At 59.7% G+C, this 18,332-nt stretch carries 16 protein-coding genes and 4 pseudogenes; 13 read left to right on the top strand and 7 right to left on the bottom strand.

Features of this window, described 5'->3' with window-relative positions:
- Positions 1 to 977: 977 nt before the first annotated feature.
- The gene (locus tag HHL24_RS06555; RefSeq protein ID WP_169484682.1) at positions 978 to 1,532 is read left to right on the top strand and encodes an arsenate reductase/protein-tyrosine-phosphatase family protein; all 555 of its coding nucleotides are present in this window, start codon (positions 978 to 980) and stop codon (positions 1,530 to 1,532) included.
- Between the two features lie 453 nt (positions 1,533 to 1,985).
- Here HHL24_RS06555 and HHL24_RS06550 read toward each other — a convergent pair whose 3' ends face one another.
- Both HHL24_RS06550 and HHL24_RS06545 read right to left on the bottom strand, forming a co-directional pair.
- Positions 1,986 to 2,855, bottom strand: coding sequence for an NmrA family NAD(P)-binding protein (locus HHL24_RS06550; protein ID WP_169484681.1), 870 nt, complete (start codon positions 2,853 to 2,855; stop codon positions 1,986 to 1,988).
- Positions 2,856 to 3,189: 334 nt separating this feature from the next.
- On the bottom strand, positions 3,190 to 3,462 hold the full coding sequence (locus tag HHL24_RS06545) for a DUF4148 domain-containing protein (protein ID WP_169484680.1): 273 nt from the start codon (positions 3,460 to 3,462) through the stop codon (positions 3,190 to 3,192).
- An 864-nt stretch (positions 3,463 to 4,326) separates the two neighbouring features.
- On the opposite strand from HHL24_RS06545, the gene HHL24_RS06540 reads away from it, so the two are divergent.
- Positions 4,327 to 6,024 (top strand): adenylate/guanylate cyclase domain-containing protein, encoded by a 1,698-nt coding sequence (locus HHL24_RS06540; RefSeq protein ID WP_169484679.1) that lies wholly within the window; start codon positions 4,327 to 4,329, stop codon positions 6,022 to 6,024.
- 6 nt (positions 6,025 to 6,030) lie between these two features.
- On the opposite strand, the gene HHL24_RS06535 is transcribed toward HHL24_RS06540, so the two are convergent.
- On the bottom strand, positions 6,031 to 6,303 hold the full coding sequence (locus tag HHL24_RS06535) for an anti-sigma factor family protein (protein ID WP_230417353.1): 273 nt from the start codon (positions 6,301 to 6,303) through the stop codon (positions 6,031 to 6,033).
- A 656-nt stretch (positions 6,304 to 6,959) separates the two neighbouring features.
- On the opposite strand from HHL24_RS06535, the gene HHL24_RS06530 reads away from it, so the two are divergent.
- From HHL24_RS06530 to HHL24_RS06520, 3 genes and pseudogenes are all read left to right on the top strand, one after another.
- Complete coding sequence (locus HHL24_RS06530) at positions 6,960 to 7,205, top strand: DUF4148 domain-containing protein (protein WP_169484678.1); 246 nt, start codon at positions 6,960 to 6,962, stop codon at positions 7,203 to 7,205.
- A gap of 139 nt (positions 7,206 to 7,344) precedes the next feature.
- Positions 7,345 to 7,665: a DUF4148 domain-containing protein gene (locus HHL24_RS06525; RefSeq protein ID WP_169484677.1), complete on the top strand. Its 321-nt coding sequence runs from the start codon at positions 7,345 to 7,347 to the stop codon at positions 7,663 to 7,665.
- Between the two features lie 124 nt (positions 7,666 to 7,789).
- Positions 7,790 to 8,086, top strand: a pseudogene (locus tag HHL24_RS06520) (DUF1269 domain-containing protein); the annotation flags it as partial.
- Here HHL24_RS06520 and HHL24_RS44760 read toward each other — a convergent pair.
- A pseudogene (locus HHL24_RS44760) lies at positions 8,075 to 8,212 on the bottom strand (metallophosphoesterase); the annotation flags it as partial. The pseudogenes HHL24_RS06520 and HHL24_RS44760 overlap by 12 nt on opposite strands.
- A gap of 449 nt (positions 8,213 to 8,661) precedes the next feature.
- Between HHL24_RS44760 and HHL24_RS06510 the strand changes: the two are divergent.
- Positions 8,662 to 8,925, top strand: coding sequence for a hypothetical protein (locus HHL24_RS06510; RefSeq protein WP_169484676.1), 264 nt, complete (start codon positions 8,662 to 8,664; stop codon positions 8,923 to 8,925).
- Positions 8,926 to 9,044: 119 nt separating this feature from the next.
- Here the strand turns inward: HHL24_RS06510 and HHL24_RS06505 are convergent, their stop codons facing one another.
- Positions 9,045 to 9,275 (bottom strand): hypothetical protein, encoded by a 231-nt coding sequence (locus tag HHL24_RS06505; RefSeq protein ID WP_169484675.1) that lies wholly within the window; start codon positions 9,273 to 9,275, stop codon positions 9,045 to 9,047.
- 130 nt (positions 9,276 to 9,405) lie between these two features.
- Positions 9,406 to 9,723, bottom strand: coding sequence for a DUF4148 domain-containing protein (locus tag HHL24_RS06500; protein WP_169484674.1), 318 nt, complete (start codon positions 9,721 to 9,723; stop codon positions 9,406 to 9,408).
- A 619-nt stretch (positions 9,724 to 10,342) separates the two neighbouring features.
- Here HHL24_RS06500 and HHL24_RS06495 point away from each other — a divergent pair.
- Positions 10,343 to 10,606: a DUF4148 domain-containing protein gene (locus HHL24_RS06495; protein WP_169484673.1), complete on the top strand. Its 264-nt coding sequence runs from the start codon at positions 10,343 to 10,345 to the stop codon at positions 10,604 to 10,606.
- 8 nt (positions 10,607 to 10,614) lie between these two features.
- Positions 10,615 to 11,364: a hypothetical protein gene (locus HHL24_RS06490; RefSeq protein ID WP_206002737.1), complete on the top strand. Its 750-nt coding sequence runs from the start codon at positions 10,615 to 10,617 to the stop codon at positions 11,362 to 11,364.
- Positions 11,365 to 11,625: 261 nt separating this feature from the next.
- Here the strand turns inward: HHL24_RS06490 and HHL24_RS45300 are convergent.
- Positions 11,626 to 11,764, bottom strand: a pseudogene (locus HHL24_RS45300) (transposase); the annotation flags it as partial.
- A 286-nt stretch (positions 11,765 to 12,050) separates the two neighbouring features.
- Between HHL24_RS45300 and HHL24_RS06485 the strand changes: the two are divergent.
- The 5 genes and pseudogenes from HHL24_RS06485 to HHL24_RS06465 all read left to right on the top strand — a co-directional run bounded on the left by HHL24_RS06485 (position 12,051) and on the right by HHL24_RS06465 (position 17,916).
- On the top strand, positions 12,051 to 12,896 hold the full coding sequence (locus HHL24_RS06485) for an SDR family NAD(P)-dependent oxidoreductase (RefSeq protein ID WP_169484671.1): 846 nt from the start codon (positions 12,051 to 12,053) through the stop codon (positions 12,894 to 12,896).
- Between the two features lie 218 nt (positions 12,897 to 13,114).
- Positions 13,115 to 13,937 (top strand): annotated as a pseudogene (locus HHL24_RS06480) (SDR family NAD(P)-dependent oxidoreductase).
- Between the two features lie 4 nt (positions 13,938 to 13,941).
- Positions 13,942 to 14,235 (top strand): Rossmann-fold NAD(P)-binding domain-containing protein, encoded by a 294-nt coding sequence (locus HHL24_RS06475; RefSeq protein WP_169484670.1) that lies wholly within the window; start codon positions 13,942 to 13,944, stop codon positions 14,233 to 14,235.
- A 47-nt stretch (positions 14,236 to 14,282) separates the two neighbouring features.
- Entirely contained in the window at positions 14,283 to 15,308 is a 1,026-nt protein-coding gene (locus HHL24_RS06470; protein ID WP_169484669.1) for an MDR family NADP-dependent oxidoreductase, read from the top strand.
- Positions 15,309 to 15,777: 469 nt separating this feature from the next.
- Positions 15,778 to 17,916: a sigma 54-interacting transcriptional regulator gene (locus tag HHL24_RS06465; protein ID WP_169484668.1), complete on the top strand. Its 2,139-nt coding sequence runs from the start codon at positions 15,778 to 15,780 to the stop codon at positions 17,914 to 17,916.
- Positions 17,917 to 18,332 lie beyond the last annotated feature (416 nt).

The following is an 18,332-nucleotide window of genomic DNA, read 5'->3' as shown; positions in this document are numbered from 1 at the left end:
CACCTTCGGCTACCTTCTCGCGCTTCAATATCGCGGCGCCGATGTGTGGCTCTGGAGGTGCCGTTGCGGCGGCCACGTGACTGCCGAGTTGGAGGCGGTAGAAGGCGGCAGAACGCGTGACTGTGGCTGCCGTGAGCAGCGTCGTGTGTGGCGGTCCCGCCCAGGCTCACCTGCGCTGCGGGGCGGTGAGGTGTTTGGCCAGCTGACGACCGATCGGTACGCTGGCGACGGTTTGTGGGTTTGCCGGTGCGACTGCGGTGGTCAGGCAACAGTGAGCGCCGGGCGCCTGCGACTGGGCAAGGCGCGTTCGTGCGGCCACTGCTTCGGCGTTTCGACAGACTGACTGGCACAGTCTGTTCGGTTTGGTCGTGGCATGCGCGGCGTGTTTGTCCGACGCTCCACACGATGTGTGGCGGCTCGGAAGCGTGAACGACGTTCTTTGGAAGCTGTCGTCGGTGTCCAGGCATTGACCCGGCATGTCAACTCTATCTCGACGTTCCCAATACGACCCGCTGCGGCCTCTCAACTTTCTCCGTAGCGGTCATCCGCCACGCGATGCCCCAGTGGGAAGGTTTCGGCATTGGAACGTACAGCTTCGTTGATGCCAGCGCGACGGAATCTAGCCTGGCGCGATCCCGCGCAACGTGTTGTCTGCGCAGCCACGATATAAAGCCATCGAGGTATTCCGTGGATGCTCCGCTGGCGGGTAACGCCATCAGTCCAAATGGGACTCGGCGCGTAATGCTGTGTCCACGACCGATACCTTCACTAATTCCTGTGCCGGTGGCACAGCCAACGAGGTGAATCCCGTCGTTGACCTGTCGCATCCCGACGCACCCGAGCCCGCTTGCAGCAATGCGACATCGTCTTGCAAAAACCGACTGTTTATTGTTTTCCGTCGCGCGCATTCGGCATGATTTCCCGCACGCGTCGGTCCGAAGCCGCGGCGACAACTACCCCAAATCGGCGGAGATATCATGAAGAAGAACCTTACCCTCAAGACGCTTATCCTGGTCAGTTGCCTGGGTGTCCAGTGCGCGACGTCTGCGTTTGCAGACGAACCGAAGAAGGTCGCTTTCGTCGACACGGGCAATACCGGCCGCAGCGTGATGGCTGAAGCGATCGCCAACCAGCTGATCGAGCGGCGTCATGCCCATGTCGCGGTGATTTCGCGCGCCGTCGACGAAGATCCGTACGACGTGAAGCCCGAGGAAAACGGCGTGATCCTGATGAAGCGGCGCGGCATCGACACGTCCGCACATCGCTCCATACAACTGAGCGCGAACGACGTCAAGCATTCCGACGTGATCCTGACGATGACGGAGAAGCACAAGGACAAGGTGCTCGCGCTTTATCCGTCAGCCGCCGGCAAGGTGTTCACGCTTGCCGAATATGCGACCGAGCAGCACCAAGACGTGCCCGACGCCTGGGGCAAGCCGATCGACTTCTACGAATCGGTGATCGCGCAGCTCGACGCGTTCATCCCGACCGCGCTCGACAAGGTCGCGACGGCCGCACCCGCGAAGCCTTAAAGCGCCCACGCCTGGGCAGTCAGCGCAGGCGGCGCGGCGAACAGCGCCTCGACCTAGGAGTCACCTCAGGCCGCCAACGCAACTGCGCTCACCGCTCGCGTGAGCGGCATCCGGATGACGGCGACGTGCGAACGTTTTGTCTGGAAGTCCGTCCCGAAGTCCTCAAGTGGCCAAACGCTGCGTCAGACGGGTCTCGGGCGGCGACATTCGCCGAAGCCCTGAAATCCTACCTGGTCGACGACATGCCCGGATGAAAATCGTATGATCCGGCGCAACGTAGTTTATTTTGACTGAGCGCAAGCGTGTTGGCGCTGGATTGGTTGGCTACTTATCCCGGGCGGTCGATTTTTTGATTTTGGATGGTGAGTGGGCGGGCGATGGCTGCGGGCTTGCCGGCACCCCCAGTTAAGAGCAACCCGCCCAAGCACAGCCCCGGGACGGAGCCGTTAAGGCTCAGCCCACACGCGCGACCAACTCCGCCAGCACCGTCTGATAGGCGGTGCTGCCGACCACCCGCTCGTTCATGTCGTCTTCGAAATCGATCCACCCTGAATTGAAGCCGTCGATCATCTCGATGCGAGGTGCGGGCCATGCGGTGCCTTGCGACTGAAACAGCGCCTCCCACTGATCGTGCGGCACAGCCTGACTCTTCACCGAACGTCCAAGCACGCCGCCGAGCATCGCGGCGATTTCATCTTGCGTATAGCGCTGCGGCCCTTCGATCTCGATCACACGACGCCCCTGCCACGGCTTAGCAAGCGTTTCGGCGATCACGCGGCCGATATCCGCGGTTGCGATCATCGGATATGCACGATCGAGCGGTTGCAAGAAGCTCGGCATCACACCCGTCTCGCGCGCCAGCGCGATATCCCATAACGAGTTCTCCATAAACCACGCGGGCCGCAAAATCGCCGTCGGAATTGGCAGGTCCGCGAGTGCTTCTTCCAGAATATGCACTTGCGTGATGAGACCGAGACCCGACTCGCGCTGTCCGCCGATCGACGAGAGCGCCGCGACGCGCTCGGGCCCCGCCTTCATTAGTGCCTCTTTCAGCACCGCAACCGCTGCGTGCGCGTTCGGATAACCCGGCTGCGGCGCGAAGTTCGGCGCCACCATTACAAAGACGCCCGCCGTGCCGCTGAACGCCGCGGCAAGCGCGTCCGCATCTTCGAAGGACGCAATCGCCACTTCCGCGCCCCACTCCCTCCACTCGGCCGCCTTGGTTTTGTCGCGTAAAACAGCGCGCACAGCATGCCCCGCGCCTAATGAGGCACGTGCCGCCGCACCGCCCACCTGCCCTGTCACACCGGTAATTGCATACATGCTCGTCGCTCCTTGAATACGGTCAATGCCGCGTTGAGCAATATTCTCGGCGCCCATCCGCTATTTCGCGAGAGCATTAATGTCATTTGTTTAATGATGTTATGGCCTTTATAGACCGCAGCCGGTCACCTGCGAGGTATGGGAACACACCACAGTCTGCGGGACCGCCGGCCAGCAGGGCCTGCAAGGCCTGCAAGGCCTGCAAGGCCTGCAAGGCCAATAATAAAAAGGGACGCATGAAAATCATGCCGCGCCGCATCAAATAGGGACGCACCACTGCGGGTGGTCGTCCTCGACGCTGCGCCAGCCGTTTCTCGCGAACAGCTATCTGCTGCTAGCTTCCTCCGCCATAAAGCAGCGCGTTCAAGCGTGCCATCGTGCCATCCTGCTCCGCCCGGATCATTTCCTGACGAACCTCCTCCCGGGTCTTGCCGGAAGAAACCGTGTTGCCCTTCATTGGCGACACCGGTTGTGCCGATGAGGGATTCGCTTGCGACACGGTGGCCGCATTTTCGTAGGTGCCGGCCGGGACGTCCATGTCGCCAGCGTACGCGTGTGCAGCACCCAGTGCGAGGGTAGCAGCCGCAATCAGACTAAGGCTTTTCATAAAAAGCTCCAATTCGCAGTTTACTTTGCAATCCAAAATATCAGGTCGTAGGGCCGTCGCTTCTGGAACGTCCCGTCGAACGAGTCGCAGAAGATCTTCTCGATCGTTTCAAACCGTCCGGCGTGTACTCGTTAAACCGCAACATTGTCGGTTCTATTCCCGATCAGCAACTTTAAGTGCTCACTTCTTCCAGAGCGTTCGCTCTGCACATATGGCTCTGCCCCGCGGTCTGCCCGAGCGATTCCTCTGAGCCGAACCGTCCTGCACAAGCGGCCGCGCGGCCATTACTTTTGCGCGCTTGCGGGAGGCCTCTGCTTCGCGTCGCCTTTAGCACGGGATCGTCGTCATGACCGGTGCCCGGCTTGCGCGGAGCATCGCCCTGGCAGGTCTCGCAGCCGGTTGAATCCAGGAATAACCGGGCCCACCCGACGGTCTTGCAAGCAGGAAGACACGAAGGAGGTGATCGAAATGGACATCATCGACATGGCCCGTGCATCGGGAATGACAGCCATCCTGGACGCGCGAGGGCGAACGCTTTTCGGCTCATGAAATACTGCTGATCGCGCACCTCAATCCGATTGAGCGCCGCGGACCGGCACGATCCTCGGCGGAAATCCTGAACCGTATAAACTGGATGTTGTTCAACTCGTCGCCAATGCGTGGGTCGCGCGCTCTCAGTTCCGTCAGTCGCCTGATCGGCAATAGTAATATTTCTGAAGGCACGCCTCGAAAGATCCCGCTCCACAACCTTGGCGACAGGGCGATTGATGCATGACTAAACACGCATTGCAACCACATCGAACCGAGCCCCGCCGGTCGATCTCTCAACGAAATGCCTTTGATCGGGCGGGTGGAGAGCAGAGCATGTTGCGCTTCCCCAATATTCAGAAATGGCGACCGGCGGGCGTGCGATCGGTTCGGCTGACCACCGGACTGGTGCTGTTCACCTATGTAGGGGCACACCTCCTTAATCACTCGCTGGGGAATATCTCGCTCGCGTGGCTGGAGCGTGGCCTGCTTGTACAGAAGTTTATCTGGCAGGGATGGCTTGGAACAGGCGTGCTGTACAGCGCGCTCGTGACGCATTTCTTCCTGGGTCTGTGGGCTCTGTATGAGCGGCGCTCGGTACATTGGAATCGGGGTGAGGCGACGCAGCTCGTCCTCGGTCTATGCATTCCGCCCCTGCTAGCCAACCATCTCGCCAATACGCGGGTCGCATTTGCCGCGTTCGGCCTGAACAAGGGGTACGCGCAGTTGTTGTACTCGTTCTGGATCGCCTCGCCGTTCTTCGGCCGGGCGCAGCTGTTACTGCTGGTGATCGCCTGGTCGCATGGGTGCTTTGGCGTCTGGTTCTGGTTGCGATTGAAGCCATGGTTTGGCGCGTGGCGGAGCGTGCTGCTGAGCGTCGCCGTGCTGCTCCCGGTGCTCGCTCTGCTGGGCTTCCTGCAAGGCGGACGGGAAGTGGTCGCGCTTGCGCAGAATCCCGTCTGGCGCGCTGCGGCGACTCGGCCGACGGTCGTCGGGACGGGATTGCAAAATCTCTGGCTCGCCGATCTGCGCAACGACTTTTTGCTCTTCGATGGTGGCGCGCTGCTGTTGGTACTTGGGGCGCGGCTGCTGCGCACGGTCCGGGAGCGCCGGCACGGACGGCTCTGCATCTTGTATCCGGAGGGCCGTAGGGTCTTCGCGCCGCTCGGATTTTCGGTGCTGGAAGCTAGCCGGATGGCCGGAGTTCCCCATGCCAGCACGTGCGGTGGCCGTGCCCGATGCACATTGTGTAGGGTGCGCGTGCTCAGCGATGTGCCGCTGCCCACGCCAGCCGAGGCGGAGCGGCGTGTCCTGGAACAACTGGGAGTTGACTCGCTGTCAGTACGTCTTGCGTGCCAGTTGCGGCCGATCCATGATCTCTCCGTGTGGCCATTGGTGCCGCCGGCCGCATCCACGGCCTTCCTGCAACGGCGTCAGCGGGACGTCATGCCGCAAGAGCGATTCGCGGCGTTCATGTTCGTGGACATGCGGGGTTCCACACAGCTTGCCGCGGCGCAACTACCGTTCGACAGCATATTCGTAGTCAGTCGCTTCCTGAGCGCTGTCTGTGCCGCGGTGGTCCAGGCGGGTGGTATGCCAAACCAGTTCATGGGCGACGCTGTGCTCGCGATCTTTGGCTTACGCAGCGAGCCAGCCATTGCCTGTCGCCAGGCGCTCCGCGCGGTGCCGTTGGTGGCAGCCAACATTGATCAACTCAACGCTGCGCTCGAGCAGCAACTGCAAACGCCCATCAGGTTTGGCATTGGATTGCATTGCGGCCGTGCTGTAATGGGTGAAATTGGCTTTCGCGAGCATGCGACATTCACGGCAATTGGTGACCCACTGAACGTGGCCTCAAGACTTGAGGAACTGACAAAAGAAATCGCTTGCGACGCCATCGTGTCCGAACAGGTGTTCCAGCGTGCCGGCGTTTCGGCCGGAGACCTGCCGCAGCTTGATGCACACCTGAAAGGCCGCCCCGGCCCGGTTCCCGTTCGCGTACTGTCCAAGGCGTCCCAGATGCCTCAGGGCTGACGCCAGCTAGGAAGCGGGATGCGCTCGCAGGTCCGAGATGAAGCCGTTCAGTTCCGTGTCCCCGGCATCGGTAATTGCCCAGTAATTCATTCCTGCAGCATTCCAGTGTGCAAGGTGATAGCCCTGCCGCTGGTAGATGTGAGGCGTGGCGCCCGCGTCGTCGCTTGGCCACACATAAAGATTGATCGGGTGCAGCTTGTACCGATAGACCATCCCGGCGACCGGCCGCCCGTTCAGGTAATCCAGCCTCCCGCCGACCAGGGAGCAATCGCGCAACATTGAAGGCCGAATTCATGTGAGGTAACACGAGCTTCTCAAAGCGCTGCGCGCTGACTGGATCGGCCATTGTGAAATTCCTGCAGTGACAACCGCAATCCATGACCGACAGGTATAAGAGCGCCGGCACATCGTTTTTATTCCTCAACGGTCAAATTCGCTCCGTATTACTCTGGCCTGGCGCGTGGAGGTCATGTGATCGATACGCAAGTGCGGAGAAATCTTGGGGAAAAGCCTCGGCTGACGCAAATTCAGTGAGCTAATCAAAACCCGCCGCCGTGGACTATCTCCGGCTTGAGCCGGCAGTCAAGTGCTCCCCACGCCCGGTCCGATGCACAAACCGACGCCCCCGTTTAATTCTACCCATACCGAGTGGCGGCGCCCTCGAGCGCGACAGACGGATGAGTGATTTCAAAGACATTGTATCCGCGCTGAAGGTCACAACGACACACTCTCTGCCCCGCGAACATGCTCCTGCCCGTAGAAGGGGGAAGCCCACGCGGACGGCCGACATCACCTCGACCGGCCATCCGAAACATGTCGCGACCGCAAGCTGACGTGGACAGTCAGGCCAATGCTTTTATCGCAGACCCGGGAATATCTGATGATGAAGCAGCGTCTACTCATTGCATACCGCACACTACTCTCAGGAGTCTGAAATGAAGAAGCTCGTCATTACCGCCATGTCGCTCGCCGTTCTCACTTCGTCGAGTGCATTTGCCCAGAACAAGACACGCGTCGAGGTCTATCAGGAACTGGTCGAAGCGCAGCAGAACGGCCTGACCTACGTCACCGACGCCTCGTACCCAGACGTCAATCCGATCTTCGCGGCACAAGCCGCCCGCATGCAGCGGGAGCATCTTGCGCAACAGCGCGCAGCCATAACGGACAGCACGACCAATTGAAGACGCGTTTCGTTCCGGCTGGTCTTCCCTGGCGGATTACGGCACGCATGCGTCTCGTCCTTTCACCACCGCTCGCATCATGTGCAGCCCAAGCCAACCTTCGCGCGAATCAGCATCCCATGAAGCAAGGAGCACCATCATGAAATCGGACTCAATGAAACAATTTGTTGACCAGCCATTACGTGCGTTGGTTGTCGCGAGCGCGGTACTGATGGCAACTTCAGCCAGCGTGTATGCGCAAACTTCGTCAACCCCTGCCGCGCATCAGCTCACTCGCGCGGAAGTGCGACATGAGCTCGAAGAACTGGAGGCGGCCGGGTATAACCCGGCCCAGGGCGACGATGTTGACTACCCTGCCGATATTCAGGCCGCGGAAGCAAAGGTTGCAGCCAAACATCAAGCGGAAAGAAATGCGGTAGCAGGGGTAGTCCAGATCGGACCGACAACGCCGACGCCATGATTCGACAGAGGCCGACAATGATAGTCCGGCACATGCGCGGCTGCTAACCTCGCTCGATTTGCGGTACACACACGACACCTTCACGATGCTTCGGGACTGGTGAACCACCGTTCGGGAGAAGGACATGAGACGTATCTATTTTCTGTTACCGAATGTGCATAGTGCACATACGGTCGTCAACGAACTTCTGTTGTTGCGGGTCGAGTGGCGACATATCCACGTGATCGCCAACCATAACGTGCCCCTCAAGGATTTGCCTGAAGCTACCCTGGCGCAACGCAGCGATCTGTTGCCCGCCCTCGCGAGAGGAACGACGATGGGCGGCTTCACGGGGATGCTGGCCGGACTGGTCGCACGGGCGTTCCCACCGGCTGGTCTGACGATCGCAGGCGGTGCGGTCGTGGCGATCACGCTCTGTGGCGGCGAGGGCCAGTTCCACCGGCGTGAGAATACCGCCGGCCAGGACAAACACGGTCCCTACGCCACCGAAGGCGAGACATTTCAACGCGCCGCGACGCGACGGATCGGATGGAAGATCTGACGACACGGTGCCCTCACGATTAGGCTCAGGAGGTAGACCACCAGATTATCCGGCGGGCCTCCCGACTGATTTCAATGCACAGACTGCCGGGTCATCCGTTTTATTCCAGGCCGCCTCACATTTCGAATGTGGTCGTGGGCTCGACGCAACCGGTTCACGCGATGGTTGGCTGAAGTGGCCGCGCGCCAGAGTGACATTGGCGCGCACGTAATGGTGACGTGACCAGAATCGGTGGCAAATATCGCCCCTCCACCTGATGCTCGCGAACCGACAGTGGAGTAATTTCCCAGTCGGTCAAATGTGTTATTTGACGGCGTGGGAATATCCAGCGACGAAACGGCGTCTAGATTGCATAGCGCACATCACGCTCAGGAGTCCGCAGAGAAGAAGTTTGCCGCTGTCACCATCTCTGCATGCCCGTCCCTCGCTCTAACCTGAAGACAGGAGAAGTGCAAATGAACCAATTCGATTTTCGCGAAAACCCGATCCCTGGTGCGTACAGCGCTGACGCGCCCTGCCACCACAAGGCGGCGAACGGCATCCCAGGTTTGCGTAACCAGCCCGTAGGCAAGAAGACTTCGTCACGCATCCGTCGCGCGGTCTGGATCCCCGCAGCGTTCGTGGGACTGATGGCTGCGGGCTGCACGTCCCTGCCCCAGACCAGCAGCAATGAATGCGTAGGTCCAGTCAGCTACTGCCAGCTCTTCTTCGGCTCCTGACTAGCCGTTCTCTTAGCGTCGGGTATCAAGCGCGACGAAGGTGCACGGCAGATGGCTGGTAATCACGACAGGGGTTTCCAGCAGTACGCGTTGAACCTGCGCAAATCTGAACACGGCGTTCAGAGAAAGGTTGCTTTACCCGATATCTTTTGGAGATATCGGATGCGATTCATATCAATCAGTGAAGCGGCAGCGGAACCAGGCGCGGCGGTGGCGACACTGCGGCGCTGGCATCGGCAGGGACGTTTGACGCCGGCCGTACCATTGGCGGACATCGCCGCCACGAAAGGGAATCGGTTCATGCGAGCCTCAGCAGCACGCCGAAACCCGCTGGCAAGATCGTCTGCCATGCCCGCGTCTCGTCGCATGACCAGGCCGGGCAGTTGAAGACGCGGGCTGCCCGGCTGGGAAAATTACTGCATCGAGGCGGGCTTCACCGATATCGAAGTCGTTGCCGACCCGGGCAGCTATTCGTCGCATTCATGGCGTGGGCTTCGTCTGCGCTATCGGGTTCCCGCCGGTCAGCGCATCCTGTTCCGCTTGATGTTTGGCCGCTAGTCTTTGTTCCGCCGCCTGAATGTCATCCGGGTAGTAGAGATCGTTGGGAATAGGGCGATACCCGACCGCCGCCAACTCCTTGAGTTCATGCCGCACTTCTGCACGGGTGATCTGATGCGTGCCGGGCTCCACTGACGTTTGCGCGTACACACTGGCTGACGTTGCCATTAGCGCCGCACTCACGATGAGCGAACCACGCGTGGATTGACCAACAAGCCGATTAAGCGAATTCGATTTCATGTTGCTACTCCTTGGGTTTCGAGCCCGTGATGTCCACAGTCCACTTGACTCCAGCGCACGATGCTCTGAACGTTAAACCGCTGAATCGGCATCCGTATTCCCTACTCTCTTTCGCAAAAAAAGGGCATCTTTGAGATCGACGATAAGAGGACACAGTGGCACGCCCAAACGTGCAGTTGTCCAACGAAGGTCCCCTACCACCTCCGTGCACTGGACCTGCCGGAAAAAAACGTGCGCTACCTTGCGTATATGGCGCACCGACCAGCGGGTGGAGCGTCGCTATTGCGGCCAGCCTCCTCTTCATTGAGTGCATCGAAACTGTCTAAATGAAAACGCATTAAATTCGCAAGCGTGAAACATCAATATCCGCTTCATCTTGCCCCCCATAGCATCCCTGATGACACCTGGACCCGCTCTTCGTGTGTCGCTCCATCCGGCGTGAAGATGTGGACAGTTGACCCGGCCGACGGCATTAAGGTTCGATCACTCACATCGCAATCGATCTCATCTACAGGTGTCTCGGCCACGCAAATTTCCTTTCTTCACAGGCAGCGGGAATATCCTGCGGCGAAGCAGCGTCTACTTGTCGCATATCGCCCCGCACCCACAGGAGTCTGCGATGAAAAAGTTCACCATGGTCGCTATATCGTTGGCCGTTTTCGCAACGTCGAACGCATTTGCCCAGAGTAAGACACGTGCCGAGGTTTATCGGGAACTGATCGAGGCGCAGCAGAACGGCCTGAACTACGTCACCGACACGTCATACCCGGAAGTCGATCCAATCTACACCGCACAGGTCTCCCGCACGAAGCAGGGGAATCTCATTCAACAGAATGCTGCCGGAAAAGTACCGCGTGGCATGTCGGCCACTACCGCCAATTGAAGGTCCAGATGCAATCCGTTCAGCGTTATTTGCAACTTGGGTCGGGCATAGTGTTGCTGATCTATCTTCTTCTCCACCTGATCAATCATGCACTCGGAATCTGGTCGCTCGACCTGGCCGGCCACGGCCTCACGCTGGCGCTGCGGCTCTGGCATAGCGTGCCCGGAACAATGGCGCTCTACGGCGCGACCTGCCTGCATTTCGCATTGGCCTTGCGCACGCTCTACGAACGCCGCCACTGGGCGCTGCCGCCCGCCGAGTGGATACGTTTGTGGGCTGGCCTCAGCCTCCCTCTGTTACTCATCCGGCACGCCGTCGCGACCCGGCTTGCTGCGTCGCTCTATGGCTTCGAGCCGAACTATGAGCGTGTTGTCATCTCCCTTCTCACGAGTGGCACACAAGGCTTGCAGCTTGCTCTGCTCGCGCCCGGGTGGGTGCACGGTTGCCTCGGACTGTGGTTCCGTTTGCGCCACTATCCGTTAGCGCGCCGGATGAAGCCCGCGCTACTGGCAATAGTCGCCCTACTGCCAGTGCTATCCGCGGCCGGCTTTATCCGGATGATGAGAATCATCGCGGCGAAGAGCGTCATACTTCCGGCACTCGATCCGAAACTGGCTGCACATCAACTCGCCCTCGATGCCTGGCGCCACAACCTCGTAATCATCTATGTTTCGCTGGTTGTCAGCGCTTTCATCGCGGGCCAATTGCGCAACGGACTTGAGCGTCGAAGATTGCAGAAAGAATCGCTGAACTCCTAGTGCAAGCACGACGCCAAGCGAGATCGCTGCTATTTGACCGAGAAGGTGTACGGATCCCCAACCGGCCCACCGCTTGATGCCGAATAGTCGACGGCGATACGCCGTTCACGTTTGCGACAGCGGGTCCTCCCGTCGAATCCCGGCCGTTGACCGTCTGATAGACGACCGCTGCATAAACGTCGGTGCGCGACGACAACGTGCAATTCGCTCCGATGGCGAACTGGTTGTAGTTCACACCACCGCCCCTGTCCGTCACATCGCTGCCGCGCGTGCGGGGTAGCGGTAGCTCCTTGCTGCCCAGACGAGCAGCTTTGCAGCTCTTCGTGATGCCGTCCAGACGCCGCCGGTCACCCGAAGAGTGTTCAGATGGTGTCACGCACAGCCATGCCATCAGTTGCCGCACGGCTTTCGGCTTCGGGCCAGGTGTTGGACGACACGCGGGCGGCGGGAATCGAACCGTTCTTGGCGATGGCCCGGATGTTGCATGACGGTATGCGAGACGCGGTGCTGGTCGAAGCGCTGACCAACTTTCTTAAATACGACGTTCGAGCAAGTTGAGAGAGAGCCAGAGGGAGCAGAGCGTCATATGCAACTGGGTTCAGATTCTCTGGCGCGATACCCGTTTAAAAAATTCTCTTTATTAATTAAGTGCGTGGGCACTTACGACTTGCTAGGAGAGCGGCATCATGTCCAGTCAGAAGTGGTTCATCACCGGCGCGTCCGGCGGTTTGGGGCTCGCCCTCGCGGAGAAAGTGCTGGCCCAGGAGCATCCCGTGGTTGCAGCGGTGCGCCGTATCGAGGCGATGCAGGCACTGAAGCAGGCCTATCCGGATCTGCTCCAGGTGGAGTCGGTCGACGTGACGGATCGCGAACAGGTTCAGGCCGCCGCTGCGCGCCATCCCGATGTCGACGTGGTCGTCAACAACGCCGGAGGCGCCGTGATCGGCGCGATGGAGGAAATGAGCGAGACCGATATCGAGCAGCAGATTGCGCTGAATCTGCTGGCGCCTATCCACGTTACGCGAGCCTTCCTCGGCTCGTTGCGCGCGAAGAAACGCGGCACGTTCATCCATGTCAGCAGCGTCGGCGGCCGCGTCGGTTTTCCCGGCGGTTCGCTGTATCACGCCGCGAAGTTCGGACTTGAAGGCTTTGCCGAAGCGGTGAGCCAGGAGGTCGCCGAGTTCGGTATCAAGACCCTCATCATCGAACCAGGCTCGATCAGGACAGGCTTTGTCGCCAATTTCCGCTGGACCCAGCAACTCGACGCCTACAAGGACAGCGCGGTCGGCAAGCTGCGCCGCTGGATCGAGGAAAACGGTGAAGACACCGCTTCGGGCGATCCCGTGAAAATGGCCGCAGCAATCTATTCGATCAGCCAGATGCCGGAGCCCCCGCTGCGCACCGTCCTCGGCGGGGATGCCTATGCGGCGATTGACGGCGGCTATACGCAGAGTCTGACCGCGCTAAAGGCGCAAAAGGACCTCGCCGGGTCCGTGATGTTCGAGGGCAAGACCGGCTTCGTCCCCGGGTGAGCCGTGCCACCACGTCCCTGCGAGCCGACCCGACAGCAATGTATCTGGCTGTCGGCGGCAACGGGAAACGTGTTCAAAGACTGCCGTTCGGCAGACGCAAAACACGCGTCTGGTCTTGACAGACGGCTGGACCCGCGGCGATTCGGAATTGTTCGAGAATCGCCTGCGCTCTCACCACCAGGGCGCCGATGTCGGTGCATCTCAAAGGTTAAAAGATCATGTCTAAAGTCTGGTTGATTACCGGTGCGTCGCGAGGTCTGGGCCGCGCCATTCTGGAAGCCGCGTTGCAGGACGGCGGCAAAGTGCTCGCGACCGCGCGCGACATGGCGCGATTTGCCGATTTGCAGGCGCGTCATGGTGAGCGGCTAGCCACGTTCGAACTGGACGTCACGAACGAACAGCAGGCAAACGAGGCCGTGTCCGAAGCGGCACGCCGATTCGGCCGGCTGGACGTGCTGGTCAACAATGCCGGCTACGGCCACATTCAACCGTTTGAGCACGTGCCAGCCGCAGATTTCCGCACGCAGATCGAGACCAATCTGTTTGGCGTGGTAAATCTCACACGTGCAGCCATTCCGGTGATGCGCGCACAGGGCGGCGGCCACATCTTTCAGGTTTCGTCGGCAGGCGGGCGCATCAGCAGCCGTGGGCGGATTCAGCGACGTGGTGGGCAAGGAAGTCGCGCCCTTCGGGATCCGGGTCTGCACGTTGGAGCCCGGGGGCATGCGCACCGGGTGGGGTCATGAGGCCCGCACGACGCTGGAGCAGCTTCCTCAAGACTACCAGGTATCGATGGGCGACTTCAAGGCGCTGATTGATGCCTACGTGGGTCATGAAGTGGGCGACCCTGAGCGCGTTGCGAAGCTGCTCGTGGCACTCGCCTCACGCGCAACGCTGCCCGCGCGGCTGCTGCTCGGCTCGGACGCCTGGCAGGTCGTCGAAGCCGAGGAGCAGGCACGCCGCGAGGCGATGCAGCGCTGGAAACCAGTGAGCCTCGCTGCCGATTTCGACGCCGCGGCGCCCGAGTGGCCGGCGGACTGACATCATGCGCATTGTTCTGATCGGCGCGACTGGCATGGTGGGTCAGGGCGTATTGCACGCGTGTCTGGATGCCCGTGACGTGACCGAAATCATCGTGGTCGGCCGGCGTGCGCCGCACGATTACGAGGACCCGCAAATCAACATCGTCATCACAGCGGTCCGACGCATTTGGCCGAGCAGTGTGCTGACCACCCGGATCATCGGCGACGCCATGCTAAACGTCGTGCATCGTGGCATGCCGCCGCGAGCCATCCTGAGGCCGACCGACATCTATCGATTGTCCAGTTCGTATTCGTGATCCGCTTGTGCGGAGCGACGCCCCACTATCCAGCAAAGGAACCGGCCATGCCACGGACAACCCATTTTATTACATTCGACACCTATTTACCGACCGGTGACATTCAGCCAACCGACTTCGTTGTGCGGGAGGCGCCGGTGCCGGATCTGAGGGACGGCGAGGTACTGTTGCAAGCGATCGCGTTCTCGCTTGATCCAGTCAACCGCATTCCGATTTCCGGAAAGGCGCCGCCGAGAATGTCACCGCATCCGCTCGGCGAACCGATGCGTGGACCTTCGGTTTGCCGGCTCATCGAATCTCGCAACCGAGACTATCCCGTCGGCTCAGTAGTGACCGGATGGACCCCTTGGTCAAATCTGTCGGTCTGGCCTTTTGCCAATGACTGGATGGGACTCACGCCGTTCAATGACCAATTCGGCAAGCCTTCTCTCGCGCTCGGTGTCTACGGGATCACCGGCATTACAGCGTATCTGGGCATCTCGAAGATCGGCAAGGTTCGCGCCGGCCAGACGGTGCTAGTATCGAGCGCGGCCGGATCCGTAGGGTCTGTGGCAGGTCAGATCGCCAGGATCATGGGAGCGCGAGTGATCGGTATGACGAGTACCAGGGAAAAGAGGGATGTTCTGGTCGGGCAGCTCGGCTTTGATGGAGCATTGGACTATCGTGCTGAAGACTTCGCCCATCAACTGGAGCTCCTGATGCCCAATGGTCCCGATGTCTATTTCGACAACGTCGGCGGCAGAGTAAGCAATATTGTGATGAACCGCATGCGCCGTCCCGCACGCATCGTTGAATGCGGTCAAATCTCGACATACGGAGATGGAGACGGCGCATGGATGATGGACATTACGCCCATACACGCGAACGGCTTGCGCTTCGAAGGATTCAATCCCGCACTGTTCAAGGATGAATGGCCAGCGGCAGTTGCGCAACTGGCGAAGTGGGTGGCTGAGCAAAGGTTGAAGCCGCTGGAGACAGTTCGCACGGGGCTCGAGGCACTGCCCGGTGCACTTGCCGACCTATTCCAAGGCAAGAACATCGGAAAAATGATCGTCGAGATTCCCCAGTCGTAGTGTGGACGATCAATGTCACGTTTCGCATCAACATATCTTTCGGAATGTTGACGACATCTGACTCGGCTCCCTCTCGGGTGGGGCGATGGGGTGCGCCCGGCGATGGTGCGTGACGAGGCGACACCAACCTGCCAGGCTGAAAGGCAATTGGCCTGCCCAGAGCTGTCCAGCTTGGACTGACCCGGCTGACATTCGTCAATCAATCTTCTCTCCGGCGCAGTCCAATTCCGCCACGGGACCTGCTGCATTCCGTTTGCAAACGTAGCGCGTCCTGCTGGAAGCGGCTCGGCGTCCATGGTGTATCGCACCAGACCACATCGTTCGCCTGCTTCTACCGTCTTCGGCGATGCAAGGCAAGATGGCCCTAACAAGTTCCTGCACAGGGATGACTGGCGAAATATCGCCAATGTCGATATGCTGAACAAACTGTGCAGAGAGTCTCGCCGGTTCTTGTGCCTATAGGTGTCTCATGAGTGTTGTCACCCAGGTGCCGCTGCAAGTCGCCCTGAATCTGATTCCGGCGCACACATGGTATGCAGATCGATCCGGCGCCCTCACGTTCATCAACGAACGCTGCGCGGATTACCTAGGCCTTGCACTGGACCACCCTTTACGGTCCGGGATTGAGCCAGGTTCGACGTGGGACTGCCATATCGAGTTTCTTCATCCCGACGATCACGAGGAGGCACGCACAGCCTGGTCAAGGTGCAACAAATCGGGTTCCGCCGACGAGGTGACTTTTCGGGTACGTAGTGCGAAGGGTGGATATCGTTGGTTTCTCAGTCGTGCCGAGCCTCGCCTCGCGGGCGACGGAACGCTGCTGGGCTGGTTCGGGATCAACCTCGATATTGAAGAGCAAAAGCAGTCGGAGTTTTATCTGGCAGAGGGCCAGCGGCTGGCGCGCGCCGGTAGTTGGGCATTCACTGCAGCAGGCTTTGAATACTGGTCTGCCGGATTGTTTAGAATCCACGGCCTCGAACCCGGCCGCAAAGCGCCGGACATTCCGCAATATCTGGCGCTCGTGCATCCCGACGATCGAGATTTCGTGGCGGATGTTATTCAGAAGATGCTGGCCGACCGGTGTGCCTTTGACTTCAAGAAACGGATTGTGCGGCCAGATGGCGTCATTCGTCATATCCGTTGCGTAGCCACACCGATGGCCGACCGTGGTGATTTCGAGCGGTTCGTCGGGATAGAACTGGATGTAACGGAGCACGAAGAGCTCACGGGAACGCTTCGTAAAAGCGAGGAGGAGTTCCGGCAGATCGTCGATCTCGCGCCCCAGCACGTGGGCGTCATGGGTCCGAAAGGGGAGCGCCTCTATGCGAATCGCACGTCGCTTGATTATCTGGGTGTCAGCCTCGACGAATGGCTCCGCGAGCCGTTGGGGTTTTTTATCCACCCCGATGATCGCGAGAGGTTAAAGGCGTTTCAAGATCTACTGTCGAATAGCCGTTCACACGAACTGGAGTTGCGACTGCTCAAAAGGGATGGAAGCTATCGCTGGTTCCTCGCTCGCTATAGCCCATTGCGTGACGACCGTGGACAACTGATTCGATGGTACGTCGCGTGCACGGATATAGATGACCGCAAAAGAGCGGAATACACGCTTCAACGAGAAAATTTCGCGCTCCGTGAGGAAATCGACAAAGCCTCAATGTTCAAGGAGATCGTCGGCGACTCTCCTGCCCTGAAACTCGTCCTCTCACGGGTCTCCAAGGTTGCTGCCAGCGATTCGACCGTTCTGATTCTGGGGGAGACCGGGACGGGCAAAGAACTCGTTGCTCGAGCGGTTCACCGACAGTCGCGTCGCTCCTCCAAAGCTTTCGTGGTCGTGAACTGTGCCGCGATTCCGCGGGATCTCGTCACTTCAGAGCTATTTGGGCATGAGAAAGGGGCTTTCACCGGTGCCACCCAGCGGCGCCTCGGTCGCTTCGAGCTCGCCGATGGGGGGACCATTTTTCTCGACGAGGTTGGCGAGCTGTTGCCAGATATACAGGTCGCGTTGCTTAGGGTGCTGCAAGAGCGGGAGTTTGAGCGCGTTGGCGGCAGAGAGCCGATCCCCGTCAATGCTCGCGTTATCGCGGCTACGAATCGTGATCTGAACAAGGCCGTCGCGGATGGAAGTTTCCGCGAGGATCTTTTCTATCGTCTCAATGTGTTCCCAGTCGATATGCCCCCGTTGCGGGAACGGAGGGAGGATATTCCGCTGCTGGCGCAATATTTTATCGATCGATTTTCGGCCAACGCGGGGAAGAAATTCGAACGCGTCAACGAGCAGACGCTGCAACGTCTGCAATCCTATCCTTGGCCGGGAAACGTACGCGAATTGCAGAACGTCATCGAACGCTCGGTGATCGTATGTGGCGCAGAGGAATTTACGATCGACGATAGCTGGCTTTCTGCGGTACCAGCGGCCAAGAACAGGCTCGCGCTTTCCAGCACGATCGTCGCACATGAGAAGACGATTATCGAGGAAGCGTTGCGTGATTGTAACGGGCGAGTCTATGGGCCCTCCGGGGCGGCGACACGTCTTGGTCTACCACGTTCGACGCTAGAATCGAAGATTCGCGCGCTCAGAATCGACAAACGCCGGTTTCGTCAGTAAACGCAGATGAATCAGCTCAGTCGCCTGTTGTACAGGATTTCATCATTGGCGAAATCTCGCCAACCAATAGCCGTAGACCGACGCAGAAGTGTCACCGTTTCAGCACTAATTGTGTCAATCTGCCTAAACTCCGCGCTGACAGGGGTGGATAGCCAGCGTGGCTCGGCGGCTTCCGACACCCTGCTCTTCTGCGAACGCGCGGGCTGCTGCCAGTACGGCGCGCATCCTAATCCATCAGGATCCCCTTCGGAACACGGAGGGGTCGCCTACCTTTGATAATCTCGAGCGGTGTCAGTCCACCCAGAGAAAACCGCGGCTGCTAAAAAAACACCCAGCGGCTCCCGCCTGGCAGGTGCCTCAGCATGTGCAGTATCGGCTGCATGGCGGCCCGTTCGTAGCACTGATCCGCCAGAAAC

The organism is Paraburkholderia polaris (genome assembly GCF_012927345.1).
GTDB classification, from domain to species: Bacteria; Pseudomonadota; Gammaproteobacteria; order Burkholderiales; family Burkholderiaceae; genus Paraburkholderia; species Paraburkholderia polaris.
Note: the sequence above shows the minus strand (reverse complement) of the source record. Positions and strands in the feature narration are given on the sequence as shown.

Coding starts and splice junctions, on each gene's coding strand:
- HHL24_RS06500 (WP_169484674.1), bottom strand. CDS start 9,723: ATGAAATCGAATTCGCTTAATCGGCTTGTTGGTCAATCCACGCGTGGT.
- HHL24_RS06475 (WP_169484670.1), top strand. CDS start 13,942: ATGCGCATTGTTCTGATCGGCGCGACTGGCATGGTGGGTCAGGGCGTA.
- HHL24_RS06465 (WP_169484668.1), top strand. CDS start 15,778: ATGAGTGTTGTCACCCAGGTGCCGCTGCAAGTCGCCCTGAATCTGATT.
- HHL24_RS06535 (WP_230417353.1), bottom strand. CDS start 6,303: ATGTTGCGCGATTGCTCCCTGGTCGGCGGGAGGCTGGATTACCTGAAC.
- HHL24_RS06550 (WP_169484681.1), bottom strand. CDS start 2,855: ATGTATGCAATTACCGGTGTGACAGGGCAGGTGGGCGGTGCGGCGGCA.
- HHL24_RS06470 (WP_169484669.1), top strand. CDS start 14,283: ATGCCACGGACAACCCATTTTATTACATTCGACACCTATTTACCGACC.
- HHL24_RS06485 (WP_169484671.1), top strand. CDS start 12,051: ATGTCCAGTCAGAAGTGGTTCATCACCGGCGCGTCCGGCGGTTTGGGG.
- HHL24_RS06505 (WP_169484675.1), bottom strand. CDS start 9,275: ATGGCAGACGATCTTGCCAGCGGGTTTCGGCGTGCTGCTGAGGCTCGC.
- HHL24_RS06545 (WP_169484680.1), bottom strand. CDS start 3,462: ATGAAAAGCCTTAGTCTGATTGCGGCTGCTACCCTCGCACTGGGTGCT.
- HHL24_RS06525 (WP_169484677.1), top strand. CDS start 7,345: ATGAAATCGGACTCAATGAAACAATTTGTTGACCAGCCATTACGTGCG.
- HHL24_RS06540 (WP_169484679.1), top strand. CDS start 4,327: ATGTTGCGCTTCCCCAATATTCAGAAATGGCGACCGGCGGGCGTGCGA.
- HHL24_RS06495 (WP_169484673.1), top strand. CDS start 10,343: ATGAAAAAGTTCACCATGGTCGCTATATCGTTGGCCGTTTTCGCAACG.
- HHL24_RS06555 (WP_169484682.1), top strand. CDS start 978: ATGAAGAAGAACCTTACCCTCAAGACGCTTATCCTGGTCAGTTGCCTG.
- HHL24_RS06490 (WP_206002737.1), top strand. CDS start 10,615: ATGCAATCCGTTCAGCGTTATTTGCAACTTGGGTCGGGCATAGTGTTG.
- HHL24_RS06510 (WP_169484676.1), top strand. CDS start 8,662: ATGAACCAATTCGATTTTCGCGAAAACCCGATCCCTGGTGCGTACAGC.
- HHL24_RS06530 (WP_169484678.1), top strand. CDS start 6,960: ATGAAGAAGCTCGTCATTACCGCCATGTCGCTCGCCGTTCTCACTTCG.